General features: G+C 45.2%; 16 protein-coding genes, 1 tRNA gene and 1 pseudogene. 12 read left to right on the top strand and 6 right to left on the bottom strand.

Translation table 11 applies throughout. The features are described 5' to 3' along the window. Positions 1-143, bottom strand: a pseudogene (locus QUA07_RS12395) (photosystem II D2 protein (photosystem q(a) protein)); the annotation flags it as partial. A 299-nt stretch (positions 144-442) separates the two neighbouring features. Between QUA07_RS12395 and QUA07_RS12390 the strand changes: the two are divergent. The 8 genes from QUA07_RS12390 to QUA07_RS12355 all read left to right on the top strand — a co-directional run bounded on the left by QUA07_RS12390 (position 443) and on the right by QUA07_RS12355 (position 10,511). Beyond that, entirely contained in the window at positions 443-1,768 is a 1,326-nt protein-coding gene (locus QUA07_RS12390) for a transposase (RefSeq protein ID WP_333325450.1), read from the top strand. Between the two features lie 121 nt (positions 1,769-1,889). Then, positions 1,890-2,456: a photosystem I assembly protein Ycf4 gene (locus tag QUA07_RS12385; protein ID WP_333057558.1), complete on the top strand. Its 567-nt coding sequence runs from the start codon at positions 1,890-1,892 to the stop codon at positions 2,454-2,456. Positions 2,457-2,769: 313 nt separating this feature from the next. Further along, positions 2,770-3,555, top strand: a complete 786-nt coding sequence (locus QUA07_RS12380; RefSeq protein ID WP_333325447.1) for a peptidylprolyl isomerase — start codon at positions 2,770-2,772, stop codon at positions 3,553-3,555. 105 nt (positions 3,556-3,660) lie between these two features. Next, complete coding sequence (locus QUA07_RS12375) at positions 3,661-4,917, top strand: beta-ketoacyl synthase N-terminal-like domain-containing protein (protein WP_333325444.1); 1,257 nt, start codon at positions 3,661-3,663, stop codon at positions 4,915-4,917. Between the two features lie 335 nt (positions 4,918-5,252). Then, the gene (locus tag QUA07_RS12370; RefSeq protein WP_333325441.1) at positions 5,253-6,362 is read left to right on the top strand and encodes an ATP-binding protein; all 1,110 of its coding nucleotides are present in this window, start codon (positions 5,253-5,255) and stop codon (positions 6,360-6,362) included. Positions 6,363-6,544: 182 nt separating this feature from the next. Next, positions 6,545-8,422, top strand: a complete 1,878-nt coding sequence (gene mutL / locus QUA07_RS12365) for a DNA mismatch repair endonuclease MutL (RefSeq protein WP_333325438.1) — start codon at positions 6,545-6,547, stop codon at positions 8,420-8,422. 267 nt (positions 8,423-8,689) lie between these two features. After that, positions 8,690-9,514: a transglutaminase family protein gene (locus QUA07_RS12360; protein WP_333325435.1), complete on the top strand. Its 825-nt coding sequence runs from the start codon at positions 8,690-8,692 to the stop codon at positions 9,512-9,514. Positions 9,515-9,824: 310 nt separating this feature from the next. Continuing rightward, on the top strand, positions 9,825-10,511 hold the full coding sequence (locus QUA07_RS12355; protein ID WP_333325433.1) for an alpha/beta hydrolase: 687 nt from the start codon (positions 9,825-9,827) through the stop codon (positions 10,509-10,511). A 159-nt stretch (positions 10,512-10,670) separates the two neighbouring features. Here the strand turns inward: QUA07_RS12355 and QUA07_RS12350 are convergent, their stop codons facing one another. Beyond that, positions 10,671-11,135, bottom strand: a complete 465-nt coding sequence (locus QUA07_RS12350; RefSeq protein WP_333325431.1) for an SRPBCC family protein — start codon at positions 11,133-11,135, stop codon at positions 10,671-10,673. Between the two features lie 147 nt (positions 11,136-11,282). Here QUA07_RS12350 and QUA07_RS12345 point away from each other — a divergent pair, with 147 nt between their 5' ends. Continuing rightward, positions 11,283-12,482, top strand: a complete 1,200-nt coding sequence (locus QUA07_RS12345; protein ID WP_333325429.1) for a transposase — start codon at positions 11,283-11,285, stop codon at positions 12,480-12,482. A 101-nt stretch (positions 12,483-12,583) separates the two neighbouring features. Beyond that, positions 12,584-14,260: a mechanosensitive ion channel gene (locus tag QUA07_RS12340; RefSeq protein ID WP_333325426.1), complete on the top strand. Its 1,677-nt coding sequence runs from the start codon at positions 12,584-12,586 to the stop codon at positions 14,258-14,260. Positions 14,261-14,502: 242 nt separating this feature from the next. Here the strand turns inward: QUA07_RS12340 and QUA07_RS12335 are convergent. From QUA07_RS12335 to QUA07_RS12320, 4 genes are all read right to left on the bottom strand, one after another. After that, a tRNA-Pro gene (locus QUA07_RS12335) sits at positions 14,503-14,576 on the bottom strand. Positions 14,577-14,613: 37 nt separating this feature from the next. Beyond that, positions 14,614-14,982 carry a DUF1818 family protein gene (locus QUA07_RS12330; protein WP_333325423.1) on the bottom strand — a complete coding sequence of 123 codons (369 nt, stop codon included), beginning with the start codon at positions 14,980-14,982 and terminating at the stop codon, positions 14,614-14,616. Positions 14,983-15,123: 141 nt separating this feature from the next. After that, the gene (locus QUA07_RS12325) at positions 15,124-15,768 is read right to left on the bottom strand and encodes a hypothetical protein (RefSeq protein ID WP_333325420.1); all 645 of its coding nucleotides are present in this window, start codon (positions 15,766-15,768) and stop codon (positions 15,124-15,126) included. Between the two features lie 252 nt (positions 15,769-16,020). After that, complete coding sequence (locus QUA07_RS12320) at positions 16,021-16,257, bottom strand: DNA-directed RNA polymerase subunit omega (RefSeq protein WP_333080095.1); 237 nt, start codon at positions 16,255-16,257, stop codon at positions 16,021-16,023. Positions 16,258-16,337: 80 nt separating this feature from the next. Here QUA07_RS12320 and QUA07_RS12315 point away from each other — a divergent pair, with 80 nt between their 5' ends. After that, positions 16,338-17,030: a GDSL-type esterase/lipase family protein gene (locus QUA07_RS12315; protein WP_333325418.1), complete on the top strand. Its 693-nt coding sequence runs from the start codon at positions 16,338-16,340 to the stop codon at positions 17,028-17,030. A 160-nt stretch (positions 17,031-17,190) separates the two neighbouring features. Further along, positions 17,191-18,762, top strand: a complete 1,572-nt coding sequence (locus QUA07_RS12310; protein WP_333251303.1) for a GmrSD restriction endonuclease domain-containing protein — start codon at positions 17,191-17,193, stop codon at positions 18,760-18,762. Positions 18,763-19,118 lie beyond the last annotated feature (356 nt).

Here is a 19,118-nt window from a genome sequence, read left to right as displayed (position 1 = left end):
CAGCCACCGATGGCTAGGTAGGCGCAGGGGAATAGCAGGATGCCAGACCAGCCTACGAAGACGAAGCGATCGCGTTTGAGCCAGTCGTCGAGGACATCAAATATGCCTCTTTCGGTCTGGGCGCGTCCGACTGCGATTGTCATGGGGGTAAAATCCTTTTGCTTGTTAAAAGACCAAGGTTTCTAATTAAAGTTAACATAACTATATATTAGAAGTTCATAATTTTTCAACTAGAACAGCAGAGTTCCCCCACTAGAGGCGTACTCGATGAAAGCGTGGTTGAGAGGAAGGCCATCTTGGTTGACGATGCTCAGCAACAATCCAACTGACCCTTCGTCGCCAAGCGGCGAGGTGGCGGTGGTTGAGGAGACGAACAAACACTCTGCGCTTGCACTCAAATCCTTCACAGGGTAAGATTATCCTCTTATCTGTTGAAAAAGTTGTGAGCCAAGTAATTACCGCCAAACTCAAATTAAACCTGACTGCCGAGCAAAAAATCTCGGTAGCTCAGGTTTCTTTGGCCTATCGGGATGCGCTGAACTACGCATCCCAAGTGGCATTTGATAACGGTAAATCTGGCAACGGAGCTAAACTACAAAAGTTGGTCTACTCGGAGCTACGGGCATTATTTGGGCTTGGTTCCCAGATGGCGTGTAACGTGCCAAGACAAGTTGCTGCGACTTTTAAGACGCTGTGGACTAAAGCCAAGCAGAATAGCGAGGCGCTTAAAGCTGGGTACACCAAGCGGCGGTACAAGGGACTCGATCGAGCTCCCAAATACACCTCGCGGACTTGTACGCTTAATTACCAGCGCGACTACTCCTTTAAAAAGGATCGACGGGTCAGTATTAACACCCTGGGTGGTCGAATTGTTGTTCCGTTTGATGGCTACAACAAGCACATCGATCTGATGCGAGCGTCCAAGAAGATCGGTGCTGCTAAAATTGTCTACCAGAAATCCTCGAAGACTTACTATCTAATGGTGAGCTTGGAGGTGGAAACGCCTACTCTCGACCCACTGAACATCACTAGAATTTCTGGTATAGATGTGGGAATGAGATACCTCGCAGTCGAAACAGACTTAGCTAATAAGTCGAGTTTCTATTCGGGGAAGACGGCTAGACATCGAGCAAACCGTTATCAAAAAGCCAGACAATCTCTACAGCGAAAAGACACCCGCTCGGCGAAGCGAAGATTAATCGCTTTGTCGGGACGGGAGAGACGGTTTATCGCTGATGTGAACCACCAGATTGCGAGTAAAATCGCCAAGCCTAACAGCCTGATTGGACTAGAAGATCTGACCGGAATAGGCGATCGAACTAAATCTAAATCGGGCAAACGGGCAAGCAAGAAACAACGGAAAGCTAACAGGAACGTGGCTCAATGGTCGTTTGCCGAATTGCATGGCTATATCGATTACAAGGCTGTGCTGGTTGGCTCGTTAGCTACTAAAGTTCCAGCACATTACACCTCGCAAAGTTGCCCTAAATGTGGGCATACCTCAAAGGCTAATCGACCGAACAAGGGGCTGATTTTCCGCTGTGAATGCTGTGGGCATCAACTTCATGCAGATCTGGTTGGGGCGCGAAATATCGCACTTAGAACGTTGCTCGTCCGGCAAGCCTGGATGAGTACCGGGGTCTTGTCAGCACTCCCTCATGTATCGAGCCGTGAAGCCAAAGCTGAAATCCTTTCGAGGTTTTCGGAATTGAGGTGGAGTTTAGATACAAGCCCCCATCATAGCGGTACTCCGCTTGATGGCGGGTAGTTGACCATAATTAGCAGGAGTTGATACACAATCCCCACCCGCTCGTTGCGATCGCCTCAGCGAAGCGTCACGCTCGGTGGACTAATTGAATTAAGATTTGGCTTTAAGGCTGTTTAATTTTATGACTGCAAAAACAATGACCTCGATCGATCCTGTCCTGCGCTACCCGGTTTTGGGCTCCCGCCGCTTCAGCAATTACTGGTGGGCGACGGTGGTCAGCATTGGAGGGACTGGTTTCCTGCTGTCGGGCATTTCCAGCTACTTGCACGTTAACCTACTGCCTTTTGCTGACCCGACTCAGCTCATTTTCATCCCCCAAGGCATTGCGATGGGTTTCTACGGTGTCTGTGGCGTGCTTTTGGCGCTCTACTTGTGGCTGACTATTCTCTGGGATGTCGGTGGCGGTTACAACGAGTTCGATCGACAAACTGGTAACATTCGGATCTTTCGCTGGGGATTTCCCGGCAAAAACCGCAAAGTTGATTTTAATTGCAAGACATCGGAGGTGCAATCTGTGCGGGTGGACATTAAAGAAGGTCTCAATCCCCGCCGCAGTATTTATCTTAAGCTCAAAGACCGCCGTCAGTTTCCCCTGACTAGAGTCGGACAGCCGATTGCTTTGTCGGAAGTGGAAAATCAAGCGGCCGAATTGGCTCGATTTTTGCAAGTTCCCCTAGAAGGACTTTAGGGATTTTCGATTTGCGGTTTTAGATTTTAGATTGGTAATGTCTCGTAGGGTGCGCCGAAGCGCACCTTACCTACCTGGTAAGTGAAAAAGATCGATCTGCGAGTAAGCCCGTTACCAATTTTTGAATCTATCAATTCACAATACTTCGGATAGTTTTTGATTGCCAACTGTAGAATAAGGGTTTCAAGGCGATTAGGCAAGTTCGCTATCCAAGGAAAATCGCGGGTTTCAGACTGCGAACTAAAAACACTCCGGACTATTGAATTAAAATCTTTAGTTGCAAAGTCCGTAATTGACTCAAAGTGAAATACAAATGCAAATGCAAATCAAAATTCAGCGGTGGTTATTCTCACTTTTAATAATTGGCGCGTTGTTTGTCGGAGGATGCGGTAGTTCCCCTGTGGCAAACTCGACTCCGACACCAAATCCGGCGTCGGGTGAAAATATTTCTTTGTCTCCGTCTCCGTCTCCTGCTGCTGTAGTGGCGAGTTCGCAATTTAGCAATTTGCCACGATTGGAAGGAAAAGCAACGGTGGTGATGACGGTTAAAGGTGCTCCAATTACGATCGAACTCGACGGCACAAATGCGCCAATTACTGCGGGCAATTTTGTCGATTTGGTTCAGAAAGGAGTCTACGACGGGCTGGTATTTCACCGAGTCGTGCGGGAACCTCAGCCTTTTGTAGTTCAGGGCGGCGACCCCCAGGGTAAAGACCCTAAATTCCCTACAGCGCGACTGGGAACTGGGGGTTTTATTGACCCAAAAACTTCTACCGAACGCAGGATTCCTCTGGAAATTAAAGTAAAAGGTGCTGCCAATCCGACTTACAGCCAAACGCTAGAAGAAGCTGGGGTTAAGGAGAAACCCGTGTTGATGCACACTCGCGGGGCTGTTGCTATGGCTCGATCGCAGAGTCCTGATTCGGCTTCTTCTCAGTTTTACTTTACTTTGACGGATGTACCGTTTTTGGACGGTAGCTATGCAGTTTTTGGGTACGTCAAGCAAGGCATGGATGTGATTGATAAGATTGAAGCGGGCGATCGCATTGATAAGGCTACCGTTACTCAGGGTTTGGAAAATTTTAAGGCTGTTAATTAGTAGTCAGTTGGCAGTTGGCAGTTGGCAGTTGGCAGTTGGCAGTAGTCATTTGAGAAACAACTGCCTTCTACTTTCTACTTTGTGCCAAAAGCAAGCCTTTTACTTATGGATGTTGTTGTTACCGGAATTGGTCTTGTTTCGGCTTTAGGTACTCTGGATGATGGCTGGAAAAGATTGTTGTCCGGGAAGTCGGGAATTCGACACCATCAACCTTTTTTAGAAATAGAACCGCTACCTTTGGCTTTGGTTGGCACAAAACCTGCTGATTTAATAACTTTAATTCGGCAGGTTTTAGCAGATGCTTTGCAAGATGCTAATTTGACTTTGCCTTTGCCCGATTGCGGAATTGTGATCGGTTCTAGCCGCGGCTTCCAGGCAAATTTGGAACTGTTGGCGAGGGAAGGAAGAGGGAAGAAGGAAGAAGGAAGAAGGAAGAGGGAAGAAGGAAGAGGGGAGAAGGCAGACGAAAGAGAATTCTCAATTACCGATTCCCAATTACCGATTCCCAATTACCGATTCCCAATGCCCAATGCCCCATGCCCAATTCCCAATTCTCAATTTGTGAATTTTTTGCCTCACATGGGGGCGATCGCAGCGGCGAGGGCAATTGGCTCAACGGGGCCGGTATTGGCGCCGATGGCTGCTTGTGCCACGGGTATTTGGTCGATCGCCCGTGGTGTTGATTTAATCCGCACTGGTGAGTGTCAGCGGGCGATCGCAGGTGCTGTGGAAGCGCCTATCACACCGCTGACTCTGGCTGGATTTAGCCGGATGGGTGCTTTGGCAAACAATGGGTGCTATCCCTTTGATGAAAATCGGGAAGGCTTTGTGCTCGGTGAAGGCGGGGCTTTATTTGTATTAGAATCTGCCGAGTTGGCAAGGCGTCGTGGTGCTAAAATTTACGGTCGAGTTTCTGGTTTTGGCTTGACAAATGATGCTTGTCATGCTAATGCGCCGGAGCTGGGGGGGGAAAGTGCGATCGCGGCGGTAAATCAATGTTTGAAACGCAGTAATTTAGCGGCGATTGATATAGATTTTATTCATGCTCACGGTACTGCAACTGAGTTAAATGACCGACACGAAGCACTGTTAATTGAGAAGTTATTTCACCCAGGAGTTGCTGTTAGTTCGACTAAGGGGGCGACGGGTCATACTTTGGGAGCTTCGGGAGCTTTGGGCGCTGCTTTTTGTTTGATGAGTATTAAATATCAGATGTTGCCGCCTTGCGTTGGAATGAAAAAACCGGGGTTTGAATTAGATTTTGTTCGCTGTGCGCGATCGGCTATTGTCAGAAATGCGGTTTGTTTAAGTTTTGGCTTTGGCGGGCAGAATGCTGCGATCCTTTTATCGGGCGATCGTTAATTTTTGTAAACTCGGTCGATCGGCATTTAATTTACACGATCTCTCTACAGTTAAAATCTTCTGAGGTGGCCGGAGAACTCTCCCACGTCCAATTTAAATCTCAAAAATAGTACAATATTTATGTATTTTAGTCAACTAACTGAGAACTTTGGTGAGATTGCTGGTGCTGCTGTCCTAGTCTGGCTCTGCATCCAGACGCTAGTCCTGGCGTCACAGCCTGGGAGGCTAGAAAAGAGAGCCAGATTAAAGCAGTATTGTATTTTATTAACGCACCGAGGGCTATCGGTGAAAATAGAAGAAAGAAACTGTTTAAATTAAGTCTCAGGTATTTTCACATGGATCTGGCATCTCATCGATTTATGTCTTATTTTGAACCAGAGCAAGCTGCTCACCTTTGCCAAATAGCTGTTTTGGAGAGTTTTGCTGAGGAAACGCTGGTTTTTGAAGAAGGAGAAATAGCCGATTTTTTCTATCTAGTTTTAGAAGGTAAAGTCGAGTTTAGCAAGCGGATTGAAAATCATAAATATCAAACGGTTGCGGTGGCTAAGCCAGACGATTATTTTGGCGAACTCGGAGTTTTAGACGGAGAGCCTCGCAGTGCTAGAGCTGTGGCAGTTGCAGGCTCGACTTTGGCGAAAATAGGCCGTGAAGAACTAATCACAACTCTCCAGTTTGCGAAAGGCAGTTCGGTACTGCAAATGTTTAGTTTCATTACTAAAAATTTACGGGAGACCACGGATCAATATGTGAGCCAGTTGGTACACAAACAAAAAATGGTATTGGTAGGAGAAATGGTGAGTACAATTATTCACGATTTCAAAAGTCCTTTTACCGGAATTAAACTCTCCAGTGAAATGCTCAAAGAAATGCACTCAGATGAGGAAACTCAGGAGTGGTGTGAACTTATTCAATTGCAGGTTCATCGAATGTTGGGGATGGCTGAAGAAGTATTAGAATTTTCGCGAGGCAATTCTGTATTCAATAAAAAACCAGTTAATTTAATTCAGACGTTGCTGCAGTTTGAAAAGTTGAACAGAGTTTATTGTGAAGCAGCAAAAGTAGATTTAGCAATACGGGTGACAGAAGTAATAGTGGAAGCGGATGAAAATAAGATTTTGCGCGTTTTACAAAATTTAGTTGGGAATGCTGTTGAGGCTTTTGGCGGCAGAGGGGGTCGGGTGGAGATTGCGGTGACACAAAGTGAGGAGTGGGCAGAAATTAGCATTTACGATAACGGCCCAGGCATTCCGCCGACAATTAAGGAAAAGTTATTTGAACCGTTTGTGACTTATGGCAAGCGGACTGGTACTGGGTTGGGAACGGCAATTGTTAAGTCGATTGTGGAGGCTCACAAAGGGAAAATTACTTATGAGTCAGAGGACGGAAAAGGCACAACTTTTTACATCCGCTTGCCGAAAATCATGGCTTTAGGAGAGCAAAATTAAGTAGGTTGGAAGATATATACTTAGGACTTTTTCACTAAGTGTCAGAGACTTAGTTGATGAGTAAATATCTTGTGGTAACACAATATTTTCCTAATAAACCGGGTTTAAGAGCGTAAGCCCTAATACTGTGTAGCGACTGAGAGAATCAAGTATAATTGAATTAACGAACTGCTAAAAATTTGATGCCAGTTAATATTCAAACCTTACCCACAGAAGTTATCAACTTAATTGCCGCCGGCGAAGTGATTGACTCGATCGCCGCAGCGGTACGAGAATTAGTTGAAAATTCTTTGGATGCTGGCGCAACTCGCATCGTTGTTTCTGTCTGGCCCGAACAGTGGCGGGTGCAAGTTGCAGATAATGGTACGGGAATGGATCTGGAAAATTTGCAGCAGGCGGCTTCGCCTCACAGTACGAGCAAAATTACCACGGAAGCAGACCTTTACAAAATTGATACTTTGGGATTTCGTGGGGAAGCTTTGCACAGTTTAGCTCAGTTGGGCTGTTTGGAGGTTTTGAGCCGATCGAATGATTTGGGATTGGGGGATTTTTCTGAAAATCGAGAGTCGGCGCAAACCCCCGCCAAATCATCCTTTAACAAGGGGGGAGTTGAAAATGCTCGATCGGGCTGGCGGGTGGTTTACAATAACGCGGGCGTTGCTGTGGAGGTGGAAACAGCGGCGATCGCTCCTGGTACGGTGGTGACAGTTGATAATTTGTTTGGCAATTGGCCTGTGCGCCGCAGTTTTTTGTCGCCGGCACAGCAAATGCGATCGATCCAATTAACTCTTCAGCAAATTGCTATTTGTCACCCGCACGTTAATTGGCAGTTGCGTCAAGGAAATACGCCTTGTTTGCACGTAACTCCTGGTACCACAGCGGAACAACTTTTACCTCAATTCGTGCGCGGTGTGCGATCGAGCGATTTGCAGTATTTAAAGTTAGATTTGTCGGCGAGTCCTCAAAATCAGAAAGCTGCAAATTTATTGGTAGAAACTCAAGTTGTTGGCGCTACAGTTAAACCTAATTACCAATTTTCAGTTGCTACTTCCCAATTCCCAATTCCTAATTCCCAGTTTTTAGAGTTAGTAATTGGTTTGCCCGATCGCTGTCACCGCAGGCGGCCGGATTGGGTGAAAGTTGGGGTAAATAGGCGAGTTGTGCGATCGCCCGAATTAGAGCAAACTATTCTCAGCGCCTTTGCCCGCACTTGTCCGCGCGATCGCTATCCCGTGTGTTTTGTCCACCTGCAAATCTCCCCTTCGGAAATCGACTGGAACCGCCACCCGGCTAAGGTTGAAATTTATCTGCATGATCCGAGTTTTTGGCAAGAACAAGTTAGCGCGGCAATTGCTCGTGCTTTGCATTTGAATGATGAAGTTTTGCCACCTGCCCCAATTCCCGATCGAGTGGGAAAATTGCTGAAGGCATCGGAACAAAAAAGTGCTTACAGTGTCGGGATTGCGGCTAGGCAGAATGATGAAGGCGATGAACAGGAAAAAGCTCATAAAATAGGATTGATGGAATTGAGGGCGATCGCTCAACTTCACAATACTTACATTGTTGCGGAACATTCCAACGGAATGTGGTTAGTGGAACAACACATCGCTCACGAGCGCGTTTTGTACGAGCAATTGTGCGCGGCTTGGCAGTTAAAATCTCTAGAAAAACCAATAATTCTTAGTCAATTATCTGCGCTGCAAATAGAGAATTTATCCCGCTTGGGTTTGGAAGTAGAAACATTTGGGGAACAGCTATGGGCGGCCCGCGAAGTTCCTGAATTGTTAGCCGATCGAGATGACTGTGCGGATGCGCTTTTTGAACTCAGTAAAGTCGCAGATTTGCAAGCTGCTCAAGTTGCGACTGCTTGCCGTAGTGCTATGCGAAACGGTACTCCTTTGAGTGTTTCCCAAATGCAAAATTTGTTGGATGAATGGCAGCAAACTCGCAATCCGCGCACTTGTCCTCACGGCCGCCCTATCTATTTTGCTTTGGAAGAATCAACTCTGGCTCGGATTTTTCGCCGCAGTTGGGTGATTGGTAAAAGTCACGGGATTTGAAGGTTAAAAGTTAAGCTGTAAGGTGCGCGTTACATACAGGACTGTTTTTTTTGAACCGCAGAGGGCGCAGAGAACGCAGAGAGGAAGAGAAGAGAGATGTTTTTAATATTTTTTTTGGTAAGCTGTTGTGCATCTAATTTGAAAGTCAATTTTTCTAAAATTATTGCGGAACGGGCATCTTGCCCGTCTCTGGATTCAATTTAAATGGGTAGCAGCTTAACAGGATATTCGTATAAAATGTCAATTAAAATCAAATAAATCATAAATATGGATTTTCCGATCGCCCGACAACTCTTTTATCAAGAAATAAATCAGCCGGATGGCTCGATCGACCTGGCGAAAGCTGCTCTTTACATGGCTTTGGAAGAATACCCCAATTTAGAGCCCGAGGAGTATCTCAACGCTCTCGACACGATCGCAGATGAAGTGCGCGATCGCCTGCCGGCACAGAATTATCCGCTGCGGATTATTCAAACTATTAATAGCTATTTATATGGGGAGTTGCAGTTTGCGGGCAATGATGTTGATTATTACGACCCCCGCAATAGCTTTTTGAATGAAGTGATCGATCGGCGTACTGGCATTCCCATATCTTTATCTTTGGTTTATTTGGAGGTTGCTCAGCGCATTGATTTTCCGATGGTGGGAATTGGGATGCCAGGACATTTTTTAATTAGACCGGATTTTGAAGATGCTGGTATTTTTGTTGATGCGTTTAACGGTGGCGAGATATTATTTCCTGAAGATTGTCAAGCCCGACTTTCTCAAATTTACGGTCAACCTATGGAGTTGCAGCCGGCTTTTCTCGCCCCGGTAAGTCGCCGACATTTGTTGGGGCGAATGCTGGGAAATCTAAAGGCGATTTACTTGCAACAGGGAGATGCTGTGAGGGTACTCTTGGCGATAGAACGGATTTTGCTGCTGTTTCCCGATGCGGTGGGGGAACGGCGCGATCGTGGAATTCTCTATTATCAACTGGGACGCTTGGTGGAAGCGCGCCACGATTTGGAACTATACCTGAGAAATGCTCCGAATGCTCCTGATGCTGCTAGAATTCGCCAATTGGTCGATCGGCTCGATCGGGATCTTTGAACTTAAATTCCCTATATGTCGCACAGCACACTATAAGACATAAAAGTGGCACTCAATAAACTGCTGCCTGACGACCAAATTTCGCTTTTATCATTTTTGCAAAGCTATCTAAAATTGTCAAAAAAATAAGTATAACATATTAATTGTCAATTAACACATATCTTTTGATAGGTTGAATTTGCTTGACTTGACTGTAAAATCAGAGGTCATTTACGGAAATCCCGATTCGACTTTCCAGACTGATATCCGCACTGATATCCGCACAGACGAGCGATCTAAAAAGTATGTTGACGTAAAGAGGCACAAACTCATGAACTTTCAGTTTCAACAACGGTATCTCCACGCAATGCAACCCCTGTCAGCCCATTTAACCAAAAGAATGTCAAAGTCTTTATCCTTAGGTTTGGCGTTTTTGCTGGGAACAAGTGCAGTATTCCTAAGCAGCGGCAAAGCCTTTGCATTAGATAATGTTACCGTAAAATACGGTGCTGTTGACGTAACATTACCGATGAGCGACTTGCAAAGCTTTGCACAAACAGGCCAAGCATCATCTCAACTGCAAAGCGTTCTGAGTCTTGCGAAACAAACTCCTGAGTCGATGCGCGAAATATTAACGCGAGAAGTGCCTTTAGATTCCCAATTAGTAGCGCGGCTAGCAAGCACTTATTTTGGGGAAATTGTTTTCAAACAATTGGGGGAGGTTGCTTATGCGCCGGCAACTCGGCTGCAAAGTGCGCCCGCACTGCGCGATGCTTTAGTCGCAGCTTCCAAAGATGGCAAAATATCGCTGATAGAAGTGATGCAAAATTACAGCCCTGCTGCTTTAGAAGTTGACGGCAATCAAGCGATGGTTATTTATGAACGAGTGATTAAAGATGTGCAAGATTTGCAAGCTTTGTATCAGAATTCCCCGGCTTTGCAAAATACGGCTAACCAAGCCGTGAATTCGGCGAGAGAAATGATTTGTCAGCCCAATCCCTCGGGAAGTGCGAAATAAATAACTGAAGTTGGAGGGAAGGGGGAATTGGGAATTGGGAATTGGGAATTGGTGCTTTTTTCCTATTAGCTCTAGCTTTCAGCTATTAGGAATTACTTATGACCGATTACCAATTATTCGGCTACGCGAGGGTAAAAGTTCCCAATTACCCATTATCCATTACCCCTTACTCATTCTTTGAGATAGTTGCTCTGCTACCCGCTTGAGTCTGCGGAGTTGGTCTTTCATATCTTTTTCTGTCCAAGGGGCTGCAAAGCGATTGAAACCAAATCTAATTAAACGATTGGGAATTTGAAATTCAAAGCGGTTAATCAAGAGAGTTCCTTGGATTTGCGGCTGGCATTCCCAACGATCGCATCCTTTGAAAAATCCGTCAAACCCCCAAACAATTAAACCGGGTTGTCGCTCCAACACAACACTCTCTAAAGAGGGTTGCAAAACGGGAATTTTTATGATAAATAAGCTGCGACTTCCTACGGCAGTATCCCATTCGCCCTGGGGATCGCAGCGTAGCAGGGGATTGAGCCACTTGTGCATTAAAGTGCGATCGACTATACATTGCTCCACCAGAGTAGCAGCAGCGCGAATTTCAATGGATTGCTCGAAAACTTGACGAATTGACATGAGAACCTGCAACAAGGAGGGTATTACAAAACTTTGCTTACTTGATAGTCCTTTATTTACTTGTAACGTCAATTTTCCCAGAAATTAAAAGATTGACACACTCATAAATACAGTGTATCATCTTGAATTAAAGTATATATACCGATTATGGAGTTAGTCGAAAGGCACATCATTAAACCAAATCATAGGTTTTATCGAGAAGCCGATAGACTGTCTTTGCTGTGCAAAAATCTTTACAATAGCGCTAACTACATCTACAGTAAAAAATTTTTCGCTAGCCAACAAACAAACGCTCTGGCTGTTGATCACGCCCTCAAAACAAGTCCTGATTACAAAGCACTGCCCGCAAAATTAGCACAAAGCACGATCGGCTTAGTGATCAAAGCATGGACTAGCTACTATCTAGGGGTGCGAAACTATCAGGAAGACACCACTAAATTTAAAACCGCACCGAACAGTCCTCATTATAAAGGTTCAAGAGAGCGAAAAAGAGAGGAGGTGCGCTATGTAGTTGTATTTAATTGTCAAGCTGTTAGCAAAAGAGCCTTAAAAAAAGGATATGCTCGCCCCTCCGGGACTAATATTTGGTTGCCATTAAAAGTCACCTCGATTCTGGAAATCCGGATTGTTGCCAAAGTAGGTTGTTATCTGGTCGAGGTGCTCTATGAGACGTTAGACCAGCCTTTACAAGTTAATCAGACAGTAACTGCCATAGATTTAGGATTAAACAATCTGGCAACATTAACCTACAATGTTCGTGGGTTAGTAGCGACAATCTACGACGGACGGGCTGTTAAGTCAACCAATCAATACTGCAATCAAGTTTCATCGGCAGTGAAATTATTGCTGCCCGTAGCGCAAAAAAACCGTAAAAAACTCGCCAAATTGTGGCACAAGCGTAACTGTAAAGTGGATTACTACCTCCACACGACGAGTTACGCAATTATTAAAGAACTCGTTAATCATCAAATTGGCTTGCTGGCTATAGGCTGGAACGATGATTTTAAAGATGGGATTAATACGGGTTTGGTTAATAATCAAAATTTTCCCTGTATTCCCCATCGCCGGTTTGTGCAAATGTTGCAGTACAAAGGACAACTTGCTGGAATTCAAGTTCTGTTAGTTGAGGAGAGTTACACCTCCCAATGTTCAGCTTTGGATTGGGAACCAATTCAACAACATTCCGACTACATTGGCAGTACGGTAAAAAGAGAATTGTTCAGAACCAAAACTGGACGCTTCATCAATGCCGATGTAAACGGTTCTTGGAATATTGGCCCAAAAGCAGTCGGAGATTGGTTGATCCCAAATTCGATAGAGGGTTTTGTAGTTAACCCAGTACCTTAAAAGTGTACAAACATTAAATTTAGGCGATGTCTAGATTTTTTGGAACTATTATTAAAGTTTCGTCTTGTCCTTGTCAAATGTGACGTTAACCTGAGAAAAAAATGAATGAAACTTGGCAAGAAATAACTCAACCGGTATCGGGGCCCATAGCGGCTTTGTCCGATCGCATTTTGGCCCAGGCCCAGCCCGGGAATGCCCTGACAGATGCAGAACGCGGAATTAACAATTTCCTTCAGGGCTCAAACATTGAAAATCTCCTCTGGGCCGTCGGTATCCTGCTCATTGGCTTGATAGTATCAGCCCTCGTCTCATCTGTAGTGGGGGGATTGCTCAAGAAGACTACGATCGACAACCGGTTGGCTGCTTGGATTACCGGTCGCCCGGAAGGAGCTGGAGCCCCGCAAGTGGAAAAATGGATTTCCGCAGCGGTGTTCTGGATCATTTTTGTCTTTTTCCTAATTGCCTTTTTCAACCGGCTGAATCTAACGGCTGTCTCGCAACCCCTCAATACTTTTCTCAATCAAATTACCGGTTTCTTGCCGAAGTTAGCCGGCGCGCTAATTTGGTTGGGGATTGCTTGGGTGTTGGCAACTGTCGCCAAAATGGCCGTATCGCGGGCGATGCGGGCTTTTAGCGTGGACGAGCGCTTGAATCAGGAGGTGGGCGCTGCGCCCACTGAGCGCCCTTTGCTGCTGAGCGATACTGTGGCGAATGCGCTGTACTGGTTCATTTTTCTGCTGTTTTTGCCGCTGATTCTCGACTCACTCGAAATGCAGCAGGCTCTGCTGCCGGTTAATAATTTACTCAACCAAATTCTGGCGGCAATTCCGAAAATTCTGGAAGCTGTGGTGATTGGGTTTGTGGGCTGGCTACTGGCTATGGTGGTGCGGCGGATTGTCACTAATCTGTTGGCTGCTGCTGGGGCGGACGGTTTGGGCGCTCGGTTTGGAATTTCGCGGACTTCTGGCGGACAATCGCTGTCGTGGATTGTCGGTACGATCGTCTATGTTTTGATTTTGATTCCAACGGCGATCGCAGCTCTGAACGCTTTGGACATTCAGGCGATTTCGCAGCCGGCAATCGCGATGCTCAACACGATTCTGGGCGCGCTTCCCAACATTTTTACAGCAGCGCTAATTCTGGGGGTTGCTTACTTTTTGGGGCGCTGGATCAGCGATTTGGTGACTAATATCCTGACGGGAATTGGCTTTAACAATGTCTTTTCTTGGTTGGGAGTGCAGCAGCCGAAACAGCGACTGCGACTACCGCCAAGTTCGATCGATCCGGAGGCAACGATTCTTCAGGAACCGGAACTTCCGGCCCGCACGCCTTCTGAGTTTGTCGGCATCGTGGTGCAGGTGGGCATCATGCTGTTTGCTGTGGTGGCGGCTACCGATGTGCTGGGGATTCCAGCACTGACGGCGATTGTTAGCGGTATTGTCCTGGTTGCAGGTCGGGTGCTGGCCGGTTTGGTGGTATTTGCGATCGGCTTGTATTTGGCGAATCTGGCGTTTAGTTTGATTGCCAGTTCTGGAACTCGTCAAGCGCGGCTTTTGGGCCAAGCGGCTCGGATTGCGATTATTGCCTTTGTTTCAGCCTTGGCGCTGCAACAAATGGGAATTGGCAGCGATATTGTGAATTTGGCTTTCGGGCTGCTGCTTGGGGCGATCGCAGTTGGCATTGCTTTAGCTTTTGGTTTGGGCGGGCGCGAGATTGCGGCCGACCAAATTCGCGAATTGTTAGCGTCGTTTAAACAAGATAAGACGCCGCGTTTGTAATTCTATAAAAAGGCGTTTGTCAAATACAAACGCCTTTTTTTTATGATTAATTTTATTGTGAGGGTCGCGAAGCAATCGCAAAGCCTTTGAATTTGATTTGAATTTGAGGATACAGCTATAGACTGTTCGGAAGGAGAGATTGATTCTTGTTTCTGGGCCGATGCCCCTAATTGAGAATGGTAAGAGCTGCGTCGTCGGCCCTAAAACAACAAAACCTCCTCATAGAGAAGGTTTTATCACAATCGGAGCGGCGGGATTTGAACCCACGACCCCTACTACCCCAAAGTAGTGCGCTACCAAGCTGCGCTACGCCCCGACAGCTTTAACAGCTTAGCATAGAATTCCCGAAAAAGTCAAAAAACTTTTAAAACTTTTGCGGCCTGCACCAAAGTCGGAACCGCAGCCGCCGGCCAAAAACCCTCGCACCTTCGGCCAGCATTCAAGATCAACTGCACGTTGTAAGCTTCGGGATAGCCTTCCACCTGCACCCACAGCAAATCGCTTTCGGCTTCAATAGCTATTTTTTCCTCGTCCATTAACTCAGAGGCCATGTGACTCATTGTGCCGGCTAATTGCCCCAACAATCGGCAAAAATCGTTTAACTCAGCCTCAGTGAGTTCGATCGCCCAACCGTCGCCAGCCACCAAACCCTTAAACTCCTGGGCCTCCGGGTTCCATCCCAAACGCCACCCAACACCCGTTTTAATTACACGTTCCACCATTAAGGGATTTTAGATTTTAGATTTTGGATTTTAGATTAGTAGAACTTACCCATAAATACGAAAGAAAACGGGTTTTTTAGCTGTGTTAAAGGGTCAACAGCAATATTTCCGTAAAAAACCCGGTTTCTGTATCCATGAGTATTAAGGTGCCAGCAACTTCGCATCTCCTGGCTGTGGCTGCGGTATTTCCGGGGAATTCGATCGCTGTTGTGTTTGCCCCGCCGCCGGTGTGCGCCCACGCCCGGAATTCTCCGTAAAAACATCAACCAAAGCTTGAACCAAAGCATCCCGCTGTGCTCTATTTAACCTTTGAATAGCCGCACGATCTTGTTCCATTGGATTTGATCGCAAAACGTCTTTTCCCGGATACACGCTTTCCACCAAATAATCGGGAGTGGCGCCCAAATAGTCAGCTAAACTCAACTTCCAATCAAAGCGGTAATTGGGCGGCCGTCCTTTGACAAATACGTGATATCGAATCAACCGCCCGACTAAAGTATTGGTAGGATCGACTTTTCCAGTTTCCTTAGAAATGTAGTTATTTTCGATCGGGAAATCCGGCAATTTTTCGTACACCAATTTCCACGCATCTTGCACCCTCACTTGCGGCGGCGCAGATTGTTGAGCCACCCGCTGCACTGAGGCAGACTCAGAACTCCGCAGCAGCGAAGGTTCCAAAGCCGACATACTCAGTTCCCCGGATTCCAATACCCAACTCAAAAGCGTGAAAATCGCTACACTCAAAGTAACCAACAGAAAACTTAAGCCCTGCTTTAATCTATTCACGGTTTTGACAAAAATTTCAAAAATAGAATAATTTCATAAACTTACCCCCAAGCAGATGTCCTAGTTTCTAATTTTAGGATTTACACTCCTCAACCCGGTTTATTAGAAAAATCAGAGTTTTGTTAACGAGGGAACTAGGAATAAACCGGGTTTATCCTCCCGCGCGCCCAAGTCTAGTTTGAAAAAGTTGTGAGTTTTGAGTTGACAAAAATTGCTGGCAATTCACCACTCAAAACCCAAAACTCCCGAAGTCTAGTACTTGTCTCCGATAATTTCCGGCTGAGTCAGTTCGTCCGACATCTCAAATATCGCCCGCATTACAGGTTTCATTTGATGGTCGTCCATATTGTCAAAATCTTCATAGCGACGGCGTTTTGCGCGGTTCGCCACCTGCACCGTAATCCGATAGCGGTTGGATGCACCGTTAATCAACTCTTCCGCGCGACGGGTTAGCTGAGTAGAATCGAAGGGTGGACGCTTATTAGCCATGAGACTACCTACTTTATGTAATGTTACATTCTAGTCTAGTATGTCAAGATTCATAATTTATTAACTGAGTATCATTGCTTATGCAGGTAGCAACAGCCTATTCCTTTGGTCACTTGCATCGGGGAAATTCTCATCCCCTCAAATTGGTTGCTTTCGGCGACAGCTTAATCTACGGTTTCGGCGACGGTGTAGGTGGGGGTTGGGTGGAAAGATTGCGGCGCCAGTGGATGTTACCGGAGAGTGCAGGACACGTTTTATACAATTTGGGCGTTCGGGGCGATCGCACCTATCAAGTCTCCCAGCGGCTCGAAAACGAGTTTCGCCACCGTGGCGAACTGAGAAACCGTTTCCCGGATGCGATTATTCTTTCGGTAGGCCTCAACGATTCGGCGAGAGTGCAGTCGCCTACCGGGCGCAGCTACACTGAGTTTGAACATTTTAAAACTGTTTTGGATCATTTGTTAAACCTGTCCCAACATCTTTGTCCGGTGATATTTGTCGGGATGGTGCCGGTGGATGAAAGTAAAATGCCTTTTCAAGATTGTTTGTATTACAGTCATGCTGACCAATATCGGTATAAAGAAGCAACGAAATTAGCTTGTGAGTTGCGGGGAATTCCCTATTTAGATATTTTTGATAAATGGATAAATCGGGGCAGTGATTGGTGGCGATCGCGCTTGATTGCAGATGGGCTGCATCCCAATGCAGCGGGCTATCAATCTTTATTTGAAGATGTGACAAGTTGGGAGCCGCTCGCAAGTATTAGTCATTAGTCGGTAGTCATTCGTCATCATGGCTGACTTCCGTGGCATTCTGAACTCTCAATATGCCACCTGCTCCAGGCATCAAAATTGACCTGGCTTGCAACGCTCAAACGAAAGCTTATTAAGCGAAAACTCAAGAAATACTAAAAAGTAACAATCGGTACTTAAAATGGCAAAATTATCCAAAAATTCCCCAGTTAGTCTAGATGCACTTATTCCCAGAGACGCATTTGAGATTAAAGATCAGCCCGAACGCAATATGGGAAGAAGTATCCTCACTATAGGTATTCGCGACCTAGAACAAAGTTCTTTTTTCTATCCGTTTTTGCGAAAACCGGATTTTCAAAGAGAAAGTAATGAATGGGATGCAGCAAAAATATGCGAGTTTATTGAAAGTTTTTTAGATGGAGATTTAATTCCCGCAGTTATTCTTTGGCGAGGTAGTAGCCACTATTTTGTTGTTGATGGTTCTCATCGACTGAGTTCGTTACTTGCTTGGATTAATGATGATTATGGGGATGGTAAAATTTCTAAACTATTTTATGACGGCAACATCACTGACGAACAGAAAGAGGCAGCCAAAGAAACTCGCAAACTAATTAAAGAGAAAATAGGAGCTTACAAAGATTATCAATCATTGACTTCACAGCCTGGTCAAGTTAATCCTAAAATGCTGGAAAGAGCTAGGAACTTAGGGGCCTCAGCGATTTCACTTCAATGGGTTGAAGGTGATGCTATGAAAGCGGAGGAATCTTTTTTCAAAATCAACCAGAAAGCAGCCCCCATTAGCGAGACTGAGATGAGGTTGCTACTAGCACGTAAAACACCTAATGGTGTGGCTGCGCGTGCGATCGTGAGAAGTGGTAATGGTCATAAATATTGGTCGGAGTTCTCTGAAAAAAAACAGGATGAGATTGAAACAGTAGCGCAAGAAATACACGAACTTATATTTCAGCCCAAACTTTCAAATCCCATTAAAACCTTAGATGTACCAATTGTGGGGAATCTTTCATCTTCGGATAAGCTGGAATTGATTTTAGAATTTATAAATATTGTCAATAACATATCAACCGATAATCAGTTGGGAGAAGATTCAACAGGCGATAAAACTATTGAGCTACTAAAGCAGTGCAAAAAAGTGGCTCAAAGAATCAATAGCAAAGATCCTTCATCTCTGGGTTTACATCCACTGGTATACTTTTATACTCAACAAGGAAAGCCAAAAATTGGTTCCTTTTATGGGGTGGTTAGTTTAATTTTACATTTACAACAGACTAAATCTTGGTCTAAATTGATCGAGGTAAGAAAAGACTTTGAATGGGTAATTTGGAATTATGATATGGTTCCACAACTTGTTGCCAAGAAGAGTGACGCATTACAAGCTAGAGAGCTAGTGAGAGACTTCTACTTAGAAGTCATTAATAAGTTGTCAGGAGGTATAGATAAAAAGAATGTTATCACAGAAATAAGATCCGGCGATAAAAGATTTGCGACTCTGAAAATTCCAAAGAAAGCCGACACTGGGGAAATTGTGAGTAAAGAATTTTCTAGAGAAACCAAAGCATCTGCGTTTATCAGAGAGGCTCTACCAGGCTGGCCAGTTTGTAAAATTTGTGGAGGGTATCTGCCTTGCAGATTTAATAGTATCGATCATATTACAAGAAAAGCTGATGGGGGTTTAGGAACTTTAAAAAACGCACAATTAACTCACCCCTACTGCAATACTACCTATAAAAATTGAAAAAAAATTGTATTCGATTTAATGTAGAGCCAAAATATTGCGATCGCCGATGGTTAAATTTTAGCGACAGGCAATTGCTTTTTTGTTAAATCAATCTCATACAATTTGGTATGCGATCGCGATCGCATATCAAACGGCTTTGTCTCTAAATCCTGTTAATTGCAGAAACCAGGTAGATAAGGGAGATAAGCAACATAAGGATTTTAAGGAATTTAAGCATTTTAAAATTACCCAATCACCATAAAATATTTATTTTAAAAGACCGTATCTTCCCCGCACACGAAGTAAAATTCTTCAATAATGATTACATAACAGAGGGAAAAAGCAAGTTGGGCCGAATCAATCAGCCTCTCAAA

This window comes from Microcoleus sp. T3_A4 (genome assembly GCF_036700465.1).
Classification (GTDB): Bacteria; Cyanobacteriota; Cyanobacteriia; order Cyanobacteriales; family Microcoleaceae; genus Microcoleus.
The sequence above is the reverse complement of the archived record's forward strand: the minus strand, read 5'-3'. Positions and strand labels throughout refer to the sequence as shown.